The 18,419-nt window shown below is 46.7% G+C and carries 16 protein-coding genes; 11 read left to right on the forward strand and 5 right to left on the reverse strand.

The genetic code is table 11. From position 1 onward, the window contains the following. Position 1 precedes the first annotated feature (1 nt). The 9 genes from dcm (at position 2) to KSW37_RS02065 (ending at position 8,705) form a co-directional block, all read left to right on the forward strand. Positions 2-1,732, forward strand: coding sequence for a DNA (cytosine-5-)-methyltransferase (dcm, locus tag KSW37_RS02025; protein WP_217313937.1), 1,731 nt, complete (start codon positions 2-4; stop codon positions 1,730-1,732). Between the two features lie 68 nt (positions 1,733-1,800). Then, complete coding sequence (locus tag KSW37_RS02030; protein ID WP_217313938.1) at positions 1,801-2,790, forward strand: hypothetical protein; 990 nt, start codon at positions 1,801-1,803, stop codon at positions 2,788-2,790. Beyond that, complete coding sequence (locus KSW37_RS02035; protein WP_217313939.1) at positions 2,756-3,820, forward strand: hypothetical protein; 1,065 nt, start codon at positions 2,756-2,758, stop codon at positions 3,818-3,820. The genes KSW37_RS02030 and KSW37_RS02035 overlap by 35 nt, the downstream gene beginning before the upstream one ends. Positions 3,821-4,096: 276 nt before the next feature. After that, positions 4,097-4,462 (forward strand): hypothetical protein, encoded by a 366-nt coding sequence (locus KSW37_RS02040; protein ID WP_217313940.1) that lies wholly within the window; start codon positions 4,097-4,099, stop codon positions 4,460-4,462. 291 nt (positions 4,463-4,753) lie between these two features. After that, entirely contained in the window at positions 4,754-6,085 is a 1,332-nt protein-coding gene (locus tag KSW37_RS02045; protein ID WP_217313941.1) for a hypothetical protein, read from the forward strand. Next, positions 6,082-7,176 (forward strand): CHC2 zinc finger domain-containing protein, encoded by a 1,095-nt coding sequence (locus KSW37_RS02050; RefSeq protein WP_217313942.1) that lies wholly within the window; start codon positions 6,082-6,084, stop codon positions 7,174-7,176. Before KSW37_RS02045 ends, KSW37_RS02050 begins: the two co-directional genes overlap by 4 nt. 16 nt (positions 7,177-7,192) lie before the next feature. After that, entirely contained in the window at positions 7,193-7,414 is a 222-nt protein-coding gene (locus KSW37_RS02055) for a DUF4248 domain-containing protein (protein WP_217313943.1), read from the forward strand. A gap of 463 nt (positions 7,415-7,877) precedes the next feature. Further along, positions 7,878-8,066, forward strand: coding sequence for a hypothetical protein (locus KSW37_RS02060; protein ID WP_118065068.1), 189 nt, complete (start codon positions 7,878-7,880; stop codon positions 8,064-8,066). Between the two features lie 63 nt (positions 8,067-8,129). Continuing rightward, entirely contained in the window at positions 8,130-8,705 is a 576-nt protein-coding gene (locus KSW37_RS02065; protein ID WP_217313944.1) for a DNA-binding protein, read from the forward strand. A gap of 86 nt (positions 8,706-8,791) precedes the next feature. Here the strand turns inward: KSW37_RS02065 and KSW37_RS02070 are convergent, their stop codons facing one another. The 5 genes from KSW37_RS02070 to KSW37_RS02090 form a co-directional block, all read right to left on the reverse strand. Continuing rightward, on the reverse strand, positions 8,792-9,379 hold the full coding sequence (locus tag KSW37_RS02070) for an AbgT family transporter (protein ID WP_217313945.1): 588 nt from the start codon (positions 9,377-9,379) through the stop codon (positions 8,792-8,794). Between the two features lie 27 nt (positions 9,380-9,406). After that, positions 9,407-10,132, reverse strand: a complete 726-nt coding sequence (locus KSW37_RS02075; RefSeq protein ID WP_217313946.1) for a DUF5932 domain-containing protein — start codon at positions 10,130-10,132, stop codon at positions 9,407-9,409. A gap of 32 nt (positions 10,133-10,164) precedes the next feature. Further along, positions 10,165-13,539, reverse strand: a complete 3,375-nt coding sequence (locus KSW37_RS02080) for a DUF5112 domain-containing protein (protein ID WP_217313947.1) — start codon at positions 13,537-13,539, stop codon at positions 10,165-10,167. A gap of 22 nt (positions 13,540-13,561) precedes the next feature. Beyond that, a complete protein-coding gene (locus tag KSW37_RS02085; protein ID WP_022121226.1) occupies positions 13,562-14,233 on the reverse strand; it encodes a bifunctional 4-hydroxy-2-oxoglutarate aldolase/2-dehydro-3-deoxy-phosphogluconate aldolase in 672 nt (223 codons plus the stop codon). Between the two features lie 99 nt (positions 14,234-14,332). After that, a complete protein-coding gene (locus KSW37_RS02090) occupies positions 14,333-15,355 on the reverse strand; it encodes a sugar kinase (protein ID WP_022121227.1) in 1,023 nt (340 codons plus the stop codon). 395 nt (positions 15,356-15,750) lie between these two features. On the opposite strand from KSW37_RS02090, the gene KSW37_RS02095 reads away from it, so the two are divergent. Next, positions 15,751-16,815 (forward strand): LacI family DNA-binding transcriptional regulator, encoded by a 1,065-nt coding sequence (locus KSW37_RS02095; protein ID WP_217313948.1) that lies wholly within the window; start codon positions 15,751-15,753, stop codon positions 16,813-16,815. A gap of 90 nt (positions 16,816-16,905) precedes the next feature. Further along, entirely contained in the window at positions 16,906-18,402 is a 1,497-nt protein-coding gene (locus KSW37_RS02100; protein WP_217743414.1) for a UxaA family hydrolase, read from the forward strand. Positions 18,403-18,419: the final 17 nt, after the last annotated feature.

Raw genomic sequence — 18,419 nt, forward strand, 5'->3', positions numbered from 1 at the left:
TATGTCTAAAAATACAATAAAGGTAGTAGAACTATTTGCAGGTGTAGGAGGTTTCCGCATAGGTTTAGAGGGAGCTTCTGATGCCTATGAAACCATTTGGAACAACCAATGGGAACCATCAACCAAACACCAAGATGCTTCGCTCGTATATACAGCACGCTTTGGTTCAAAAGGTCATAGCAACCAAGATATTAATACAGTACCAACAGCTGATATTCCTGATCATGACTTGTTGGTAGGCGGCTTCCCCTGTCAAGATTATTCTGTAGCTTCAACTCTTAGCCGTTCTGGTGGAATTGAGGGTAAGAAGGGTGTGCTTTGGTGGCAAATCTATCGCATCTTAAACGAGAAGGGTGATAATCGTCCAAGCTACATTTTCTTTGAGAATGTCGACCGTTTGCTCGGTTCGCCTGCCAAGCAACGTGGACGTGATTTTGCAATCATTCTTGCTTCACTCGCAGATTTGGGCTATACGGTAGAATGGCGAGTAATCAACGCAGCAGAATACGGAATGCCTCAGCGCAGACGCCGTACTTATATTGTCGGTTACCGTGAGAATTCAAATGTTTCAAGGCAAGTACAAGAGTTGAAGGATTGGGTGCTTTATGAAGGCGTGCTGGCAAAGGCTTTTCCTTTTAAACCGAAGGACAAAACCCTCTCTGAATTTGAGATTAAAGGAACTATTAAGGAGGTTTCGGATAATTTCAACAAGGAAGGAAAAGACAGTCCATTTGGAAATGCCGGTATCATGCGCAACCGTTGCGTATATTCGGTAGATGCTGAGGCGGTTTATGATGGCCCAGTTATGACACTTGGCGGCAATATCGTTGATGAGTCCCTGGTACCAGAGGAGTTCTTTATTCCGCAAGATGAAGTTGCAAGATGGGAATACGAAAAGGGTGCAAAGAAAATAGAACGCACTACCAAGGAAGGTTTCAAGTATCTTTTCTCTGAGGGCGGAATGGCGTTCCCTGATTCCCTGGATAAGCCTTCACGTACAATCATTACAGGTGAAGGAGGGGCTGGTGCATCACGCTTCAAACATGTCATCAAGACTGCATCAGGTCGCTATCGCCGACTGATACCTATAGAATTGGAGCGTCTGAATATGTTCCCAGACAACCACACCTTGCATCCCGATGTTACGGATGCTCGTCGGGCCTTCCTGATGGGAAATGCTTTGGTGTGCGGAATCATTCAGCAGATTGGCAAGAGCCTTTACCGCTTCATCTATGAGAAGGAACCGGTTTCTACCCATCCGATAGATATTAAGCGTGACTCTCAACCAAAGCTGAATTTTGGCTTATTCTCAGAATTGAATCCTGAGTTGAAAATAAATAAGCCGAAGAAAAGCTACACCTTGGATATGAACAAAAGTCTCTTGGTAGGCTTTGTCAAGGAAGATAATACAGATTATTTCCTAGATGGTGGTCAGACAAAGATTTACTATACCGGTAAGACCAAGTCTTTCCCATCGACTGTTGCGCTCAACAAGCTTTACTATTTCATGCCTTATATCAAGGGCAAGGGTGTCAAGGATTTGTATCTCATCCGCATAGCTCGCATAGGCTGCAAGGCAGAGATTCATCCAGAGTCAAATGATAAAGACCCACGCCTTGTGTTCGAACTGGAATATTTAGAGAGCTTGCCAAACTACATGATGCTGAAGCCTAATATCTTCAACACCTATAGAAACACAGTTCTAGGAAGAGTGATGGGGGAAATAGAATAATTCTATCCCCTATCCTTCTTCAAGGAGAGATATTAATATATTGATAAAATCTTAAAATCTTAAAAAGAATGAGCGAATACATTATTCACAACATTGGTTTAACTGTCGTCCCACAGTTTGATTTTGATGAAAACGAAGAGAAAGATAAGCCAGTATCCTTGTTTCCTAACTTTTACCTGGGCAAAATCATTGGGAAAAAGGGAAGCGAATTGAGTATAAATAGAACCAGACGTGGAGAAGGAGAAGAACATATTCCCAATTGTGTTCTAAGAAACGAAAATGGTATTGCCTTAATAAGAATCCATAATAAGGAAAATCTTACAATCTATGATTTGCCTGATAGTACTGAGAAAGAAGTACAGGATTGTATTGGTACTTCTCAGTATAGTTATCCATATGCTTATGTAATCGTAGATTATCGCAATGAGAGATGCCAAATTGCCATTGAAAAATCATCGGCATGGGACAGAAACACAAAAACCATTAGGAATGGTCTAGAGATTTTTTTTAATGATAAATTATATAGCAGCATGGGCATACATACTACGATAAAAGAAAAAACTATAAGAACTCAATTTGAAGATTTTATTGATTGTAGAACTATTGATTACGGAGATATAATTGAAGAGTTTACATTCAAATATGTAAATACTAAACATTGTCCTACGACAAGAATTCCAAAAGAGTTGACGGAGGAGATGGAAATGCGCTCAAAGATATTAGAAACATATGGAGCTCTAAGTGCCACCACAACTATGAAATTAGGTACAGGCTCTAAAACTGATAAGCTGAAACAACTTTCTGCTGTAGTAGGTTATAGCAGCGATAATGCGTTTGATTTGGTTGTGAAATTTCGCAATTATGGCGAGTATACATGCAACGAAAATATCATAGCCAAATATCCGATGAATGATATAGTTATCAGCAATTATAAGGAATATATGACTCCAGAAATTGAAACTAGCGATTTTGATTTGACCAAATGGCTAGATGAGGTGTTTTACAAAGTAAAAGAAAGAAAAGATGACAAAGAGATTCCAACAAAACCAAAGAGATAAACTGAAAGAACATTTCAAAAATCACATCTTTTACAGGCTATGTCGTGAAGTTCGTGATGTGTTTCTTCAGCAATATCCTGCAATCATTATCTCTACCGAGAATTTGTTTGTTGATGCAGCAAAAGAACTAGACATAATACTAAGTGATGGCGATATCGACGCAGATTATTGTAAAGATATGTGGACCAATTCTTTAGCTATTTATCGAGAACAAGATAATACTCTTGCCGAAGTCGCAACAAGTCAAGCAGAGGTTGCTATGTTATTATATACCATTATGTTTGGTATTAATGCTGTCAACCATTCTCATTATAGAGGAAAACTTCAAAGGACTCTGCATGAAAGTATTCATAAAATGTGGAAATGTAATAACCAATCAACCTGTATTGCAATAGAAATCAAGTTGAAGGAGTCGGTAAATCAATATACAGAGGAGATGATGGGATGGATGAACGAGTATTTTGTTTCGCAATCAAATCTAACAGAAGAAATTAATGAAACTCTATCTTCCAAGAAAAAAAATCATCCGAAGAAGAATTGTAAAAGTTCAGAAGAGTATCCTACGTTCTATTATAATTGTAAGAATCAAGAAACTAGAGTGAAACGGATAAATCTTGTTATGAGAAAAATGCAAGAGTGGGAATGGATAGAAGAGCCAAGATATGCTGAAGATTTCGAACATTTGTTTGATGGAGAAAACAGAAATTGTAACATTAAATGGATAGGGAAACCTTTGGTTATTCTAACCGAATTAACTAAGCGTCTTCTCAAGCAATCTTATATGGATGAGCAGAAAGGCGTTTCGGCCTCATCTATCGTTCAAAAACAATTTGGGAAAAACCGTAGTAGCAATACCGACAGATTGGATGAGAATGCAGAGAAGCAAATCAACACTATTTTATATATTTTAGATTACAAAAAAGAGCTACCACTTTTACGAAAAGAAAATGATGAAGATATTGACATTAGAGACGCAGTCCTTCAAGATGTGTATAAAAAAGAGATGCGTATAAAAAAGAGTTGCATGTAAAAAAACTCTTCATCGAACATATAAATAAATAAGGTTTCAATTTGTGTTACCATATCGATATTATTTTTATTTTTTTTATCCCGGAATTCTGTGTGCGTCATACGGAGTTTCGGGTTTGTTTTTTTATGTTACCACTTTTTTGTTACCATTTTATAGTTTTTTGGTAACAAAATCGGCATTCTTTACCCCATTGTCAGAAGCTGAACAATTCAGTTTTTGACCATCTTACGCTATGGGCTAAGCAGATGGTCAAACCGCCCAAATTCTGATAAGCTTATGGCACAGAATTTTAATTTCAATAATTTCTACCCAAACACAGAATTGGGTATCGACCTCAAGTTGATGACTAAGGAGCCAGGGCGCATGGCTGTTGGCGAGTATCTGGATGGAGCCATTACGCACGACGGCGAAGACCACTTCACCTTTGTGCAGAATGACCAAGAGAAGAAACTGCAGAAGGTGGTGCAGAGAAATCCGCATGTGTATGAAGGAAAATACATCAACGTGAACCGCAAGAAAGACGGTACGCTCTACCCTACCTTCAACCGCCCGCAGTTCTCAGAGCGCTTCACCTTCCAGGACTTCTGCCAGGGTGCCGCCAACGAGCTGCGCATCATTAGCGGCAAGAGTGATGACAGATAAACGGAGTCGAGGCTTTCTAGAGGAAATGGGGACTTCGGGGGTGCCGGTAACAGGATTATCCCTACCCTCATTTCCTCTTCAAAACAGTCTCAAATCTCAGTCTCAGTTAGGATAAATGTCACAATCCAACTTTAAACCCGCTTCTTAAGTCTTTATAACTTATTGATTATTAATTAGTTATATATAATATATATAGGAAGCGAGACCATAAAAAAACAACTGAGACTCTGAGACTGAGACTGCAAGCAAGAAAAAATGAACATGAAATTTGATTTAACTCTCTAAAAAGCAATGGATTATAATATTTTTAGCAACATCGCTCCGGCGATGCCAAAACCCAGCAAGGGTACTGAATTTGTAAAATTTGCCATCTCTCAGGCATCAAAAGACATGCAGGAAGTGCTCATTCCGATGGCAATTCCGGCATTAGCAGCTCATCTCACAGACGTAAGATTCATGTATTCCGACAACAAATATTACGAAATGTGCGGGCAAATGGGCCATCTGATAGGTCCGTCGGGTATCGGAAAGGCACAGTTGGGTCATCTTGTAGAGGCCATCATGAGACCTTTTAGAAAGCATGATGAGACTGAGTTCAAGAAACTGGTCGACTGGCAGCGACAGATGAAAACCAAGGGCGCCAACAAGGAAAAACCGGAGCGCCCGGACGTGAGTTTCTGGTTTCCACCTTCTGATGTTACCAATCCTGCATTCATCCAGAACGCTATGGCTTGCGAACAGCTGGGCGGCAGAACCCAGTACATCAATCTGCCTGAGGTGGAGATGGCCGACAGAATGTGTGGTGGGCATAAGCAGGTGAGCCAGATGGTAAGAAATATCTTCGACTGTCAGAGGGCTGGAGCCTTGCGCGCCACGGCTGATGGCGTAACGGGCAACCCTCTGCTCCGTGTGAACCTCACCTTTACCTCTACTCCTGAGGCGGCCCGACTCTTCTACAAGAAAGACCTGACCAATGGTTTCTTCGGGCGCATACCTTTCGCCTACAAAGCCCGTGGCGAGCGAAGCGGAAAGATTCCGAGACAGGGAACGTACAACAAAGATTTCCTTGAAAAGCTCGATGGCTATCTGCTGAGGCTGGACAACTGCAAGGGCAGTTTTGTGGTGAAGCCGCTCAACAAAATAGCCGATAAGCTGGCAGAGGATATGGCACGCCTTGCCGACCTTGCTGATGATGATACGCTCTGGGAACTCTCCCACCGCAGCATCTTCTCGGCATGGAAGAAGGGAGCCGTGCTGTGGATTCTGAACGATCAGAACTGGTCGAAATCCATCGGCGACTTCGTTGAATGGTTCTGCTACTACGATTTGTGGTCGAAGGTTAAGGTGTTCGGCGACATGTTTAAAGCGGGCGATGGGCAGGAAGAGGCTCAGAGAAGCGGTCCGAAAAACATGCTCGACCAGCTGGAGAATTCCTTCAACGAACTGCAGTTGGAAACCCTGCGCCTGAGTCTGGGCAAGAATCAGGAAGGTACCAAGCATCAGCTCAACGTATGGAAGAACCGCCAGTTTATTACTTATAACAGCCAGACGAAACTCTATACCAAAACGAAGGAATATCTTACAGGTATGCCGGTTGGAAAAAAGAAAGGGAATAAGATATGATGGAGAAATATGAAATTCAGAAACTGCGCGAGCTTCCGATAGAGAAGGTTGCGAAAGAGATGGGGATGAAGGTGGAGCACCATAAGGCGCTCTGCCCCTTCCATGACGATCACCACGCCAGCCTCACGTTCAACAAGACCAAGAACAGCTGCAGATGTTATGTCTGCATGAGGAACTCCATCGGCACCATCGACCTGGTGATGCGATACCTGGGGAAGGATTTTCCGGCGGCTTGCCGATGGCTCGCAGGGGAACATCAGATTCAGCTGGAAAAGGATTCTTCTTCGGGGAAAAACTCTTCCTTTGGGGGCTCTTCGGGCAGAGGGGCTTCTTCGGGCTCTTCATCTGGCAGTTCTTCTTCGGGTGACAATTCGGCGAAATCTTCCTTCGATGCTAGCAGGTATGCGAGATTCTTCGAGCATCCCTGGCTTAACCAGGCGGCTAAAAGATTTCTCTTCGAGGAGAGGAAGATTGATTGGAGAGTGGTGAACTGGTGCAGACTGACTTCCTGGACGGATAAGAAGGGCATCAACTGGCTGCAGATTCCTTACTTCGATACTGATGGGTGGCTTATCGGAATCCAGAACAGAAATCTGGATTACACGAAGAAAAAATCTTCATCGGGAGGTTGTTCTTCTGAGGGGAATGTTTCTTCTGAAGAAAAAAGTCCGGGCGAAGAAAAGGAGCAGGATGCTCCCCGATTCCGCTTTCCCTATGGCGCCCGATGCAGCATCTATAATCTGCCGGTAGTGAAGAGACTGAAACAGGGCGAGAGGCTGTTTATTACGGAGGGATGTAGCGACTGCTGGGCGATGCTTTCTGCCGGTCATAAGGCGATAGCCATTCCTTCTGCCACACTCCTCAAACCCGAGGATAAGCAGCTGCTGGTAGATATCGGAAGACATTATCAGGTGGAATTCCACATGTTTCCTGATCAGGATGTGCCGGGCGAAAGCCTCTTTATGCAACTCAGGGAGATGCTACCCCAGCTGGTGCACCACCGGTTGCCACCAGGATGCAAGGACTTCAGCGAATACTATCTTTTAGGGGCTGCTGCACCTTCAGGGAGCAAGGAGCCGAAGAACAAATGATTTAAAAATTGAGATTATGGAAGATTTTATAAACCGCACGTATACGAAGAAGGAACTGAGCCTGATGTACTTTCCTGAGAGTATGCCACGCACGGCCGTGAATCATCTCATGAGTTGGATTCGCCGTTGCCGGCCGCTCTGGGATGAGCTGCAGCAGATGGAATATGACAAGACTTGCAAGTCGTTTACTCCCAAACAGGTTAAGGCTATCATAGAATACCTCGGGGAACCGGGATAAGGGGGAGTTATTAGTGATTAGTGTTAACTTGGCGGGTGACGGACCAGCGATAGAATCGCTGGAAACGGAGGCTTTTTCAATGTTGAATGTTAAGTGTTTAGAGTAAAAATGTTCCGCTATCGCATGGTATCGCATGCTATCGCACACCTGACAAATCGGGATTTCGTATCTTTGCATCGTGATTCAGAAAGCGCGCAAAATCACTTGCCCAGTTGGAGAAAAATATCTCCCTAATTGGGAAAATAAAAAGGCCTCGGAAAGAGAAAGATGGAGCACAGGAAAATAAGACAACAGCCACGATTCTCACAGCAAGGCTTTTCAGAAAAACAAGAGTAATGAAACCAAGACTCCAAGCCTCGAAACGAGTCGTTTCGCAAAGTACTTCTTCTAAGAGAAATCTGAGGAAATAAGAGAAATCTGAGGAAAGAGGAAAAACGAAACTTAACAGGGGGCAGAAAAAATCATGAACCAGAACATGAAGGCATTCATCCGGTATCTTATCGTGGCGATTTGCTCAGCCATCGTCACCTTCCTATCCAGCTCCTGCACGGCGGGACTCGTGATCGGAAAGAACCAGCGGCAACATCAGGAGAACAACATCTCCACCAAAGTTGATTCTACCTACTGCGTGCCAACCATCACCATCAGGTGATTTTAGAGTTAACAGTTGATAGTTAATAGTTTATAGTATTCACCATTAAAATTTATTGAGATTATGGCAATTAATTTGAAAGCAAAAGAGACCCTTATCCAGGTAGGCGAAATGAAGGGTCAGTACAGATTCATCCTCGGTACCGAACTTTACAACAAGCTCTCCGAGAACAAGGTTATCAAGGAGGCTGCCCTCAGAAGCGGCGTAAGCGTGGGCGTGATGCAGGTTTGCTGGGATGCAGCAGGCGAGGTTATCAAGGCATGGTGTACCGAGGGCCATTCCGTAGCCGTTCCGGGATTGGGAACCATGCGATTCGGCGTAAGAGCCAAGAGTGTGCCTACCGTAGGCGAAGTGGCAACCAGTCTGATTACCAACCGCCGCGTCATCTTCACCCCAAGCGTTGACATCAAGCGCGAGCTGCAGGATACCTCTATCCAGATTACCTGTTACGACCGCAACGGCAAGGTGCTGAAAAACGTTACCTCCGACGACAAGGGCGATGTGGAAGACCCAGACAACACCCCAGGTGGTGGCGGCGGTTCGAATACCGAAGGCGGCGGTACCAGCCAGGGCGGTGGAACTACTGAAGGCGGTGGAACTACCGGAGAAGGCGATAACCAGGGTGGAAATATGGGCTAGCAAATCTGCAAGGATTAAGAACCCAGATTCTACCTAGATAAAAGAAGCCCCTGATGCAAAGAAAAAATGCATCGGGGGCTTTTATTTTATCCCATCACATAGAGAACGGATGTATAGAGCTGCATCACGAGAATGTAGAAAAGAAAGCACGGCGACAGGAGACGGATGCCTTGATTCATCGCATCATAAACCTGACAGATGCCCTTGATGCTCTCGCTCATGATGCCATAGCTCATGCTCATCACCACAACCGAAAAACAGATGTACGGAATGAGACTCTGCGTGAATGGACCCGGAAAGAGGGTGCCTACGGCATTCAGCAGAATGGCATGGGGCATGAGGGTGAGCGCCAGCAGGATGCCCACAAAAAAGACCAGCTCGAAGAGCATCAGGCGCAAGGCCGTGCGCTGGCGATACTGGGTATGGTCGAAATGGAGCACCCTACTCTGCCTTACCACCCCGATACTGATGCTGATGAGCACCAGCCATACGAGCCAGGCAGAGGTGAGATGGTCTACAAAATGGCCCGTAAACCAGCGGATGCCCTCGGGGCTAGTAAGCGAATGGGTGAACGACTCGGGCATCGCGGCTGTAAGCAGCCACGAAACCAGAACCACCCCTACTTCGGCAATTCCCAATGTTAATGCCAGATAGGCCAATACTTTCTTATACATTCTTTAAAATGAACTTATATATAAACTTTATTCTTCATCTGCCTGCAGATGGTCGATGTCGAGGATGCGCAGCTCGCAGGCTTTCACCACCAGACGGGTGGCGTTGATGCCCATGCCGTGGTTGCCGTCAGGAAAGAGTTTCTGAACCAGTTCTGCCTGGCGCTTCTCCAGACTCTTTACGCCGAAAGGCATTCCGCGCAGATTGGTTATCTGCTCCTTGGTATAGCCCAGCGCAAGATGGCGCAGGAAACGCTCGTCATACTCATCAATCTCGTAGTTCACCAGAGCCTCCTGACGCATCAGCTGACTGTTTACGCTCCGCTTGAAACGGTCTACAATCTTCTGAAGGATAGGCTGGTTGAACACCAGTTTCTTACCGCCCATGCAGCTTGCCACATCGCCACGCGTAAGGAGTTCGCCACTCTTCAGAATGATACCGTCGCAGCCCGCATCGAGCACATCTACCCAGAGTTTTTCGTTCAGAATTTCTCCTGTAAAGATGAGCACCTTCACGTTAGGATATTTCTCCTTGGTCTGGCGGCAGATTTCTACGCCAACCGTGGTAGAACCACCCAGTCCGAGGTCGAGCAGAACCAGATCAGGCAACTGCTGCTTGATGAGTTTCCAATAGGCTATTTCGCTCTCGGCAGTACCTATGATTTCAGCCTCGGGAATATCATTCTTAAAGATACCCTCTGTGCCCTTCAGTTCCAAAGGCACGTCTTCTACTATGATGACTTTAAAATTTTCCATTTTTCTGATATTTTTATTCTTTATTCTTTTTCTTATGATTTTAAGCTTTCCCACTTCATGCGTGCCGGCAGTACAGCCTCTATCCTGAGGTAGCCCTTATCGCTCTGGCAAGCCTTGATGCCGCAGCCGCGGAGATTGGTTATCTCGCCCAGTTCCCTCACAATCTGCCGGCACAGGAGATAGCGCAAATCGCCCGTCAGAGGGGTAAAGAGCTGGGCATGGAGCGCAGCATCATAAGCCACATCCTGCTGGTCAACCCAATAGCGCACGTAGGCAGAACCCGGAATCTCAGCCACCCCGGCATGATAATCCTTGGAATTACCGCGCATCAGAGAGACAAGATAGTGGTTCAGAAAATCATCTGCCTTGATGTTGCCTTCTACCTGCTCCATCGCCTGGGCGCTAAGCAGAGAATAGAGCGATTTATAATAATCTACCAGTTCCTTGAGCGAATCAACATCATCGGGCTGCGAATCGATGAGCTGGCGGATGCGCGACGGATAATACATCGTTTCGTGCTTGAGCGTGGACAGGCAGTTGTCGAGCACGGAATTGGAGATATGAAGCTTATCATTCTCATATTCAGCCCGATGCAGCTCATCTGTCATCAGCTCCAGTTTCAGGGATTCCTGCTCAGCCTCATCTGTCCGCTTAGCCTTGGTCTGCTCAATCATGGCAAACCGGTAGCTCAGCACGTGGCGGTAATAGAGCAGATAATAAGCCAGCGGCAACTGCAGCAGCAACAGGATGAGCAGCACCACGGCCACGGTCTTGGAGTTCTCGCTCTGCTGCATGGTGTGCACATAATTATCGAGCGTATTATCGGCACTTATCTCGCGGAACAGCTGGGTATAAACCTTGTTGTTGCTCTGATAGAGCGACCATTGGTGCAACGCCAGGGCAGCCACGGCACACTCGTTTCTCAGGTCGAGAATGACGTGATAATTGGTTCTAAGCCCTTCGCGCATCCAATAGAGTTCTGCCGCCATTCCTACCTCCGGATGAGCCACCATGAGATATTTTCCGTCGGGATACTTCGAGAGATAGAAGGCGTTGAGATAATGGCGCGAAGAATCGGCAAAAGCCAGGGTGCGCTGGTAGGTGCCGGCGATATTGCTGAAGTAGGCACTATCTGCAAAATCGTCGGCACGCTGGAGATTGGCATCTACGTTCGTCTTGAGATGATTGTGGCGATGGCGGATGCCGTTGGTCTTCTTTGCCTCACAAGGCTGGACCGAAGCCGACAGCAGCACGAAGAGCATGATGATGATGCCCAACAGCTGATGGGTTCGGCGGGCGATGCCCTTAGGCAGACGGAAACTGAAGCGGCTCCCCTCGCCCAACTTGCTTTCTGCCTTAATCTGACAGCCGGCAAAGAGCGAACTCACCTTCTTATATTTCTCGATGATGCCCTTGCAGTTGAGCAGTCCGAAGCCATGACCGCCCGTATAGGTCCGGTCGAAGACATGAGCCAGCTGCTCCTCGTCCATACCCTTTCCGGTATCAGAGATGCTGATTTCCACGAAGTCTGAAACCTTGGCGCTAATGGTTACCTTTCCGCCTTCGGGTGTAAACTTCCGGGCATTATCGGCGATGGTATTGATCATGAAGAGCGTAAGGATGCGGTCGGCCTTGACCACGGCATCGGTCGGCTCTACTTCCAGTTTCACGCCCTGCATCTGGAAACTCATCTTGCCCTTAGCAACAATATCGAAAAGCTGCTGGAGAGGGAAACTTTCGATACGCAGGCTGAGTGAGCCCTGACGCATCTGAATCCACTCCGTAAGCACGTTGTTATATTGGTTTATCTTATCCGTGAGTTCGGCGATATACTGGTAGCGTTCTTGCCGCACCTCATCGCTTTCGCCCCCTTCGGAGAGTCGGTTTGCCTCATGAATCATGCGGTCGATGAAAGGCGTAATACTGTTTACGAGCGAAACTTTAGCCCGTTGTTCCAGATTGCGTTTCTTGTTTTCTTCGATGTGCAGACGGGTTACGCTCAGCTCATCTTGAACTTCCTCCTGCTTATCTTTTAATTCGTTGATTTTCTTAGTGTTACTTTCGCTCCATTCACGCAAAGGTGCAAGCAGCTCGTCCATCGACTGGTTCTTCATCTTCTTGCGCTTCATATGGTCGAAAACGTAGAGCAGCACCACCACGAGTACAATCATCGCCACCACGGCAGCAATCATCACGTTGAGCTGCTGGGCGTTTTCGTCGAGCGCAGCCGCACGTGCTTCAAGCTGGCGGTCCTGACGCGAACGGTCTTGCAAATCCAGATAGATATTGCGGTTGTAATCGCTCTGCTGCTTATCATCTATAGCCGAATAAACCAGACAGAGTCTTTCACGTATCGAAGCTACGAGGTCGGGTGCCTGCTCTATCGCCTTGTTGTCGTTCAGGGCATGATTCAGGCAGTCGAGTGCGGAAGAATAATCATGGATATCCCAAAAGCATTCTGCCAGCGTACGGTTGGCTCCGGCGGTCTGATAAACATCGCCGTAGCTCGAAAAGAGGTTGAGGGCACGCTGGGCAAAGTTGCCAGCCAGCAGATTGTTCGGCATCTGTTCGATGTTGAGATACTGGAAAGCAGGCAGGTTGTTACGGATGAGGAATTCGCTCACCTCTCCTTTTCTGAGGTGCTCGCTTATAGATTGCAGGGCGTTAGCCTGCCAGTAAGGATAAGGATGGGCAGGGTCGCTAGCCAGCATGTAGCAGCTGATCAGCCGGTCGAATTCCGCCTGATTGATTTCGTTTTCGGTTCCCTTGACGATAGCTCCGCCCGAACCTATATTATAAAGATAGTTGAGATATTGTGCCGAATCCTGTTCCAGCTCATCTGGGTCCAGACGGTTAAGCTCCTGAAACATCGGCTCGTCTAAGCCCACATAATAAAAATAGGTGGCGGCAACAATACTGAATTCAGATTTCGCATAAATCACACGTTTGCTTTCCCTCGGGGGCATGGAATTCACCTCTTCGCGAATTCTGCGCAAACGCCTCATCGCCTTTTCGCGATAAGCATAAAAATCTTTGTTGTGCGATTCTCTCTGGCAGAGTCGCATGTTCTGAACATCGGCAATGGCGAGTTCAATCTGATTATCGCTCTCCTTTTCAATCTTCTTCAGCCATCCCTTGGCACCCTTGTAATCCATCTTGGCTATACATACGAAGGCAAGGTTGTTATAGGCTTCGGCACGGCCTGATGAATAATCTTCTGAAAGCTTCAAAGCCCTCTCAGCCAACACTTTAGTGGAATCTAGATTGCGATAATGATAAGCATAGGATTGCTCGTTCAGCTCATCTACCCTTGCCTTATTCGCAGGAGAACAAGTTGAAAGAAAAAGAGTCGCCACCACCAGAATTGATGATGGCGACTTGAAACAAAACGATGCGAAAAGTTGCATCTCTAATGAAAAATAGTCTAAATTAAGCGCGAGCCTTCGCGATGTAACCGAGAGCCTCCTGACACTTGGCTGTGATGGCAGCCCAGTCGCCAGCAGCAACTGTCTCCTTAGGGAAGAGCTTAGAGCCCATACCTACGCAGAGAACGCCAGCCTTGATCCAAGGAGTAAGATTCTCCTCTGTTGGCTCTACGGCACCTGTTACCATGATGTTGCTCCAACGCAAAGGTGCCATTACGTTCTTGACGAATGAAGGACCACCTACGTTACCTGCTGGGAATACCTTGGTTACGTCGCAACCGGCAGCCTGAGCATTATTGATTTCTGTTACAGAACCGCAACCTGGTGAATAAGGAACCAGACGACGGTTGCAAACTGGAGCAATCTCTGGGTTGAAGTTAGGACCTACGATGAAGTTAGCGCCGAGCTGGAGATACAGAGAAGCAGTACCGGCATCAACAACTGTACCGGCACCCAGAATCATCTCAGGGCAAGCCTTGTCGGCCCACTTTACCAACTCACCGAAAATCTCGTGAGCGAAGTCACCACGGTTAGTAAACTCGAAAACACGTACGCCACCCTCGTAACAAGCCTTGATGACGTTCTTGCAGATTTCAACATCCTTATTGAAGAAAACAGGTACCATACCAGTCTCTTTCATGGCTGCCATAACCTGCATTTTGCTAAACTTTGCCATTACCTTATATTAATTAACAATGAATAGTTTATAGTTTATAGGAGCTACGCCGTAAGCAAGACTGCCTATAAACTATCAACTATAAACTTTAAACTATAATTATCTCTGAACGCGACCATTAGCGTTACCACCAGCCAGGCTCTCTACCTCGTCAGCAGATACCAGGTTGAAGTCTCCAGGGATAGTATGCTTCAAAGCAGAAGCAGCTACCGCAAACTCAAGAGCCTCGCCCTGAGTCTCCTTAGTAAGAAGACCGTGGATCAGACCACCAGAGAAAGAGTCGCCACCACCAACGCGGTCGATGATTGGGTTGATGTCGTAGTGCTTGCTCTGATAGAATTCCTTGCCATCATAGATAAGAGCCTTCCAGCCGTTGTGTGTAGCAGAGAGAGATTCGCGGAGAGTAGAAACAACATACTTGAAACCGAACTCCTTCATCATGCCCTTGAAGATTCCGTAGTAACCCTCAGCATCAGTCTTACCGCCCTCTACGTCAGCATCTGGCTTGAAGCCCAGGCAGAGCTGAGCATCTTCCTCATTACCGATGCAAACATCAACATACTTCATCAGAGGACGCATAACAGAGATAGCCTTCTCTGAAGTCCAGAGCTTCTTGCGGAAGTTGAGGTCAACAGAAACTGTTACGCCGTGACGCTTAGCAGCCTCACAAGCCAACTTTGTAAGTTCAGCAGCCTTGTCGCTGATAGCTGGAGTAATACCGCTCCAATGGAACCACTGGGCACCCTCCATAATTTTATCGAAATCGAAATCAGATGGGTCAGCTTCAGCAATTGCGCTGTGTGCACGGTCGTAGATTACCTTGGATGGGCGCATAGAAGCACCTGTCTCTGCATAGTAGAGACCTACGCGGTCGCCACCACGAGCGATGAACTCTGTGTTAACGCCGTAACGACGGAGACCGTTGACAGCAATCTGACCGATCTCGTGCTTAGGGAGCTTAGATACGAAGTAAGCATCATGACCATAGTTAGCCAAGCTTACAGCTACGTTAGCCTCACCACCACCAGGGATGATACGAAGTGATTCACTCTGAATGAAACGATCATTGCCTTCTGGTGACAAACGAAGCATGATCTCGCCTAATGTTACAATTTTTGCCATGTTTGATAGTTTTAATTTTTTTGTTTTTATTTTGTTTGTTATGAGTAACAAATTAAATTTCACTTTTCAGTCAAGAAATGAAGTTCAATTTTCAGTTGTCATTCAATTTCGGGGGCAAAAATAACCATAATTTCTCGAATAACGAAATAAAATCGCATTTTTTTTTGTTTTTCGTGCAAAAAAGTTGCTGTGTCTTCGCACAATTCAAAAAATTGTTGTATATTTGCGGCAAAATTCGTACTTGTGGTCGCACACAACAGAATTGCTTAATACTAATTGTGGTCTGTGCACAGCTAGGAAGTACCTGCGACGTTTTTATCTATCGTAGCCCCCAGGAGAGGCTCCTTATATAATAAGTACACGCGAGGCAACCAGACCCGTAATGCTAAAAAACAATGGCCGAAAAAATCAGAATCAAGGATATTGCCGAGAGAGCTGGCGTATCCGTTGGAACCGTAGACCGAGTTCTGCACGACCGCCCAAACGTGTCGAAACCTGCACGCGACAAGGTCGAGAAAGCCCTCAAGGAAATGAATTATCAGCCTAATGTGTACGCCAGCGCTCTGGCTTACAACAAATCCTATACCTTCTACCTGCTGATTCCGAAACACGAATCGGAGGCTTACTGGGAGGAAATAGAGGAAGGCGCAAGAAAATGTGAAGATATCCGACGTGACTTCCACATCGATGTAGAGATTCGTTTCTATGAGCGTTCCAGCGAGGAATCGTTCCGCGAAGAAGGCAACAAGATTCTTGAGGCCAGTCCGGAAGGAGTTATCGTGGTGCCTTCATCGCTCGACGTGACCCGCGAGTTTACCGGGGCGTTGCACCACAAAGGCATCCCGTTCATCCTGCTCGACTCCTACATGCCCGATCTGCGTCCGCTCTCTTTCTTCGGTCAGGATTCGTTCTGTTCGGGCTTCTTCTCAGCCAAGATGCTGATGATGCTTGCCGCAAAGGAAGATGAAATCATGCTCATGAGGCAAACCAAAGACGGAAGAGTGGTCAGCAAGCAGCAGGACAACCGAGAGGTAGGATTCCGCCATTACATGCACGACCACTTCCCTAACGTGAAGATTACCATGCTCGACCTGCCGTTGAGCGGCACACGTGCTGAATTCGCCAAAATGCTGGAGAAGTTCTTTGCCGGGCATCCGAACATCCACCATTGTATCACCATGACTTCGAAGGCGCACATCGTGGGCGACTTCCTGCTGAAGACCAACCGCCGCGACGTACAGATTATGGGCTACGATATGGTGGAGAAAAATGCCCGCTGTCTGCGCGAAGGAAGCATCTCCTTCCTCATCGCCCAGCACGCCTACATGCAAGGGTACTCCTGCGTAGATACGCTCTTCCAGGCCATCGTGCTGAAGAAGAAAGTTACGCCGGTAAACTATATGCCTATCGAGCTGCTGATGAAGGAAAATGTAGATTTCTATCGCAGAACCCAGCTCTAAGGCAACCTGGCAGAACGGGGCTTCTGCATGGAAGACAATTCATACAGGAACATTATAAATTATAAACAATAAATAAAAGACAGACTACGTATGGAACAATCAAGTTTTATCAAGATTAACCCTGCCGACTCGGTAGTGGTTTGCTTGCGCCCTATGAAGAAGGGTGAAACGATTGAAGTAGATGGCAAGACCATCACATTATTGCAGGATACTCCTGCAGGACACAAGGTGCTCATCAACGATGCAGCCGAGGGTACAGACATCCTGAAGTATGGCTACCCTATCGGTCACGCAAAGACCAGCCTCAAGGCGGGCGAATGGGTTAACGAGAACAACCTCAAGACCAATCTTGCAGGTACACTCGAATATACCTACAACCCGGTAGACGAGCAGTTGAATATCGCTAAGGAAAACCGCACCTTCAAGGGCTACGTTCGCAAGAATGGCGAAGTAGGTGTAAGAAACGAAGTATGGGTAGTTCCTACCGTAGGCTGCGTTAACGGCGTGGCTGAGAAACTGGTAGAACTCCTCAAGAAAGAAACAGGCTGCGAAGGCATCGATGCCATCCACGCATGGCACCACAACTTCGGTTGCTCACAACTCTCGGGCGACCATGAGAATACCCGCAAGGTGCTTCGCGACATCTGTCTGCATCCAAACGCAGGTGCCGTGCTCGTTCTCTCTCTCGGCTGCGAGAACAACCAGCCAGATGATTTCATGAAGATGCTCGGCGATTATGATCATGACCGCATCAAACTTCTTGTAACACAGAAGGTTGAAGGTGATGAGCTGGAGGAAGGCATGAAGATTCTGCGCAATCTCTATGCCCTGGCTAAGGAAGACAAGCGCGAGGATGTTCCGGTAAGCAAGCTGCGCGTAGGTTTGAAGTGTGGCGGTTCTGACGGCTTCAGCGGAATTACAGCCAACCCATTGGTAGGTGAATTCAGCGACTGGCTCGTAGCACAGGGCGGTACAAGCATCCTGACAGAGGTGCCTGAAATGTTTGGCGCAGAAACCATTCTGATGAACCGTTGCGAGAACAAGGAACTCTTCGACAAGACTGTTCACCTGATTAACGACTTCAAGGAATACTTCCTGAGCCATGGTGAGCCAGTTGGCGAGAACCCTTCTCCAGGTAACAAGGCTGGTGGTATTTCTACCCTCGAAGATAAGGCTTTGGGTTGTACCCAGAAGTGCGGTCGTGCTCCGGTAAGCGGCGTGCTCCAGTATGGCGACCGTTTGGAGACAACAGGTTTGAACCTGCTTTCAGCTCCGGGTAACGACCTCGTTGCAGCCACAGCTCTGGCTTCAGCAGGTTGCCAGCTCGTTCTCTTCACCACAGGTCGCGGAACCCCATTCGGAACCTTCGTGCCAACGATGAAGATTTCTACCAACAGCAATCTGGCAAAGAACAAGCCAAATTGGATTGACTTCAACGCCGGCCCTCTGGTAGAGGGTGTTGAAATGAAAGACTTGGTAAGTAAGTTTATTGATAAGATTATAGCCGTAGCAAGTGGCGAGGAAGCTCGCAACGAGTATAATGGCTATCGTGAAATCTCCATCTTCAAGAATGGAGTAACTCTTTAATAAGAAAGAAAAAGAAG

Source organism: Segatella copri, from assembly GCF_019127135.1.
GTDB lineage: Bacteria > Bacteroidota > Bacteroidia > Bacteroidales > Bacteroidaceae > Prevotella.

Excerpts from the sequence above, each read along its gene's own strand:
- KSW37_RS02045 (WP_217313941.1), top strand. The coding sequence starts at position 4,754 with ATGGATTATAATATTTTTAGCAACATCGCTCCGGCGATGCCAAAACCC.
- KSW37_RS02085 (WP_022121226.1), bottom strand. The coding sequence starts at position 14,233 with ATGGCAAAGTTTAGCAAAATGCAGGTTATGGCAGCCATGAAAGAGACT.
- KSW37_RS02040 (WP_217313940.1), top strand. The coding sequence starts at position 4,097 with ATGGCACAGAATTTTAATTTCAATAATTTCTACCCAAACACAGAATTG.
- KSW37_RS02070 (WP_217313945.1), bottom strand. The coding sequence starts at position 9,379 with ATGTATAAGAAAGTATTGGCCTATCTGGCATTAACATTGGGAATTGCC.
- dcm (WP_217313937.1), top strand. The coding sequence starts at position 2 with ATGTCTAAAAATACAATAAAGGTAGTAGAACTATTTGCAGGTGTAGGA.
- KSW37_RS02065 (WP_217313944.1), top strand. The coding sequence starts at position 8,130 with ATGGCAATTAATTTGAAAGCAAAAGAGACCCTTATCCAGGTAGGCGAA.
- KSW37_RS02095 (WP_217313948.1), top strand. The coding sequence starts at position 15,751 with ATGGCCGAAAAAATCAGAATCAAGGATATTGCCGAGAGAGCTGGCGTA.
- KSW37_RS02030 (WP_217313938.1), top strand. The coding sequence starts at position 1,801 with ATGAGCGAATACATTATTCACAACATTGGTTTAACTGTCGTCCCACAG.
- KSW37_RS02035 (WP_217313939.1), top strand. The coding sequence starts at position 2,756 with ATGACAAAGAGATTCCAACAAAACCAAAGAGATAAACTGAAAGAACAT.
- KSW37_RS02050 (WP_217313942.1), top strand. The coding sequence starts at position 6,082 with ATGATGGAGAAATATGAAATTCAGAAACTGCGCGAGCTTCCGATAGAG.
- KSW37_RS02060 (WP_118065068.1), top strand. The coding sequence starts at position 7,878 with ATGAACCAGAACATGAAGGCATTCATCCGGTATCTTATCGTGGCGATT.
- KSW37_RS02075 (WP_217313946.1), bottom strand. The coding sequence starts at position 10,132 with ATGGAAAATTTTAAAGTCATCATAGTAGAAGACGTGCCTTTGGAACTG.
- KSW37_RS02055 (WP_217313943.1), top strand. The coding sequence starts at position 7,193 with ATGGAAGATTTTATAAACCGCACGTATACGAAGAAGGAACTGAGCCTG.
- KSW37_RS02090 (WP_022121227.1), bottom strand. The coding sequence starts at position 15,355 with ATGGCAAAAATTGTAACATTAGGCGAGATCATGCTTCGTTTGTCACCA.
- KSW37_RS02080 (WP_217313947.1), bottom strand. The coding sequence starts at position 13,539 with ATGCAACTTTTCGCATCGTTTTGTTTCAAGTCGCCATCATCAATTCTG.
- KSW37_RS02100 (WP_217743414.1), top strand. The coding sequence starts at position 16,906 with ATGGAACAATCAAGTTTTATCAAGATTAACCCTGCCGACTCGGTAGTG.